We start from the raw sequence: 3,496 nt of genomic DNA, 5'->3' as shown, positions 1-3,496 counted from the left end.
GCGGCGTGACTCCCGTCGGCATGGAAGGTGACAATGGCGCCCTGAGCATCGGAATAGGTTTTCCCTCTGACTTCATCGAGGAGCTGGCGTTGCGCGATCTGCTCGCGCGATTTGAGATCCTCGGCTTGGGAGGTGGCGCGATTTACGCGGGCGATGTGAGCGAAATCGATCGGCCTTGCCAGCAATGCTTGCAAGTAACAGATTGGCTTGGAGGCGGCCTTTAAATGCGTCCAGGAGGCTTCGACGACATCGGACAAGCGCTTGCCGTTCTGTGAGGCGATGCGCATGAGCTTAAAAATAAAATATTTCCCAAAACCCAGTTCAAGCAAGCGTTGTAAATCCTGCGGCAGGGCGCCTGGTTGTCTTTCTTGATTGGGTTGAGGGTTTACTTCCTTATATATAGCACCGTCTGCCACGTTGGCAGGCGGACTCACCTGCTTGCCGGTCTGATGGGCATCGACCCGCTGTTGCAGGGGCATTTCAGCTTGAATGAGTCCGAGGGTAAGGGCGGCGGCTTCTGTGAGGTGCAGGTAGGCTCGCCCGAACAGTCCAGCGTTCTTGTAACGGCGCTGCTCGGGACGTGTGATGAGGCCGGCAGCTTCGAGATCGTCGAGCGCGCGGAAGAAGGTTCGCTCGGAAAGCATGGCGCGGTCGATGAGCAATTCACGCCGGGCGAAGATGGCAGCCAAGGGATCATCGGCAGATACGGTGCGAGCGAGGGCGGCGAGAACGGATCGGGCGCGAAGGGGGAGAGCGTGAATGCGTTCGGCGCGAAAGGCGGCGCGAAACGAGATCCAACGCAGATTGGTGGTATCGGTCTGGTGTGGGCTAGCCAGAGATGCAGCGTTGGTGAGAGGATTCGCTGGTTCAGTAGGGTGAATGTCACCCTCGCCAGCAACGAAGCGTTGCGCGATCGACATGATGCTACGGTCCATTAAAAAATGGGTCGCAAATGCTTGACTGCCGATCGCAATGAGATACACTTCAATTGTCATCAGAAGTGCAGGGCGATCAGCATCAAGCCCGAAACAAAGAAAGCCTCCAGGTTGCCGCCTGGGGGCTTTCGCCTTTCTAAGAGGTCTTCGGGTGGTTCATAAAATGAAGTCCTTGAAATATATAGGTTTTATTTGGAGCGATCCCCGCAAATCAAGCTTGCTTGTTCTTCGCCTCAATCTCCAGCAGAGATTGCACTGCGGCATGAACCCGAGCCGCTTCCTCCTCTGACTGGAAGTCAATCCTAAGCGTCTTATTGGAAATGCGTAGATCACAATACGTTGCGCGGCCTGCGCGGATTTTCAAAGTTTGTACTGCTTTAGCTTTAGGCTTGCTGCCGGACTCCTTGGCCATTCTGACAGCCTGACTCTGATCTATTTCGCCGCGAGCAAGGCGTTCAATGGCCTGTACAACAGCATCGTTTTTTCCTTCCTTCGTGAGGCCAGCTAGCGCATATGCTGCATTGGCACCAATCAGATCAGGTCTTTCATCCAGCATCTTGTGCGCTGCGCTGGGTAGGCTGCCAAACGAAAGAAGCATCGTTAAAACGTTCTCGCGAACGCCAGCCGACTGAGCTATAGCGGCTTGAGACATGCCAGGGTGCCTCTCTTGCATATCTTTAAACCCCTTGAACTTTTCGTAATCACTGAGCTCGGATTGCATCAAGTTAGCGAAGAAAGCACTCGCTGCAGCCTCCTCCGCTGTAGTAACCTCTGGCACGGCTCGAATCTTGTCTCTGCCTAGCGCGCGATACTGGTCGACCCGGTTGTGACCGGAGACAATTTCGAACTTTCCGTCATCCAATGGGCGAACGGAAATAGGATGTACTAGACGATTGCTTCTCAAGTTCTCACGCAACTCCGTTTGCTGATCGCTGGTGAGAAACCGCCGTCGACCAGGTACCTCGATGAGCATATCCAGAGGTATCTCCACCGAAGTCCCAGTAGATTTGGCGCTAGCGAGAGCCTCTCTTAACTCCTCAATTTCCCGTTGCTGATTTAGAACGCGCCCTTGCAACCCCATAAGTTGTCCAGGAGCCGTGCGCGGTGGGGACGGAACATTCGTTGACGTATCGTCTAATTCGTCGTCGAGCCTGATGCTAGCCGCTTTCATTTTTTGTTTCGAAGCAGTACTCATATTCACTCCTGCTCCCACAGATAGCAGACCTTGTTGTCAATAAGATCGACCATTTGGTCGTACGACTCTCTTATTCTTCGGAAAACAGCTCCATTGCCGTCGTAAGTAGGGAAATCGTACACAGTCGAGAAATCGTTCGTAGTCGTCCGCGCTATATCCGTGTCCGGGATTTCTACGGGCAGCACTCTCTCTCCGTACGTCGTGATCACCCAGTCCCGCACCAGTGAAGCGTTCGAGCGGTCTTTCATTCGAGTCAACAATATGTCGATAAAGTCAAAAATCTTGACCTGACCGTCGGATGACGCCTGAAATTCACGCATGCCGCTCACCATGTCCGAAAACAACGACCAGAATTGAACCATTGAGGCGAAGGACAGGGTGTCAGGCATGACCGGTACAATGACGCCATCGGCAGCAAATAGTGCATTGATCGTCAGATAGCTCAACGTCGGTGCTGTATCAATGACAATGTAGTCGTATGGTTTTTTTCAGTTCACTTAGACCTTGGCTAAGCACATTCCAGAATTGGGCATCCGGTGAGCTGTGCACCCTTGCCGGCAGCATAAATTCGGCGTTGAATAGGTCGGTTGACGAAGGGATAAGGTCTAAGTTTTGCCAGTAAGTGGATTGAGGTAATCCCGTCATGTTGTAGGCCTCACCACTCACATAAGCTTCGATCAAAGGCAGAATGGTCTGCTCCGCAGTTACCTCTGCGTGCGGGTTGATGCCATATAAAGTCGTTGCGCTACCCTGAGGATCCATGTCTATATGAAGCACGCGACGCCCGCGCCTCATCGAGAGGCCTTGAGCCAATATCATCGACGTTGTCGTTTTGGTCACGCCACCCTTGAAATTGCCAATGGCTATAACTTTTCCGTCCTTGCCTGACGGCCGTTCCGATGGGCGTCGCTCGGCTTTTACCCATTGAATAACCTCGGATAAAGAAAAGTTTCTTGCGCCTCCTGGACGACTCTGTGTTCCTTGAGGCAGTTCACCTTTCTTTATCAAGTATGAGAAGCGGGGCTTATCGATTCCGCAAAGTTCTTGCAACCGCGCGCTCGGAAATACCGGGGGAACCTTCCTCGGAAACGGTTGGAGCATCTGGGTTCGGATCCTCTCGAGCATGCGCGCCGAGCGGCCTGACAAATTCACGAGGTCGTCAGGAGAGACTTGAATCGGCGGCTTCGACAGGTTGAAATCCATCACGCATCCCAATGGTTGATCTTCAAATTTGGCGATTCTTCCTAAAAACAAATAAAACGCCAAAACAGGAAGAAATTCTTTTAAACGGAGAGTATAGTTGTGTCGGGAGTATGGCAAGCAAAATTTGCTGATTCTTGCTCTCGTAACAATAGAAGTGCGCCCC

4 protein-coding genes are annotated in these 3,496 nt (G+C 52.5%); all 4 read right to left on the bottom strand.

What is annotated here, in order from left to right:
• Nucleotides 1-995 (bottom strand): Replication protein O (locus WM40_RS30510; RefSeq protein ID WP_157793803.1); only part of this gene is annotated, 995 nt, incomplete at its 3' end.
• Nucleotides 996-1,146: 151 nt separating this feature from the next.
• Nucleotides 1,147-2,130, bottom strand: coding sequence for a ParB/RepB/Spo0J family partition protein (locus tag WM40_RS25955; RefSeq protein WP_046154473.1), 984 nt, complete (start codon nt 2,128-2,130; stop codon nt 1,147-1,149).
• Between the two features lie 2 nt (nt 2,131-2,132).
• Nucleotides 2,133-2,576, bottom strand: coding sequence for a ParA family protein (locus WM40_RS32195; RefSeq protein WP_269083119.1), 444 nt, complete (start codon nt 2,574-2,576; stop codon nt 2,133-2,135).
• A gap of 13 nt (nt 2,577-2,589) precedes the next feature.
• Nucleotides 2,590-3,496: ParA family protein (locus tag WM40_RS32190; RefSeq protein WP_269083118.1), on the bottom strand; the 907-nt coding region annotated here is incomplete at its 5' end.

The organism is Robbsia andropogonis, assembly GCF_000970345.1.
Lineage (GTDB): Bacteria > Pseudomonadota > Gammaproteobacteria > Burkholderiales > Burkholderiaceae > Robbsia > Robbsia andropogonis.
Note: the sequence above shows the minus strand (reverse complement) of the source record. Positions and strands in the feature narration are given on the sequence as shown.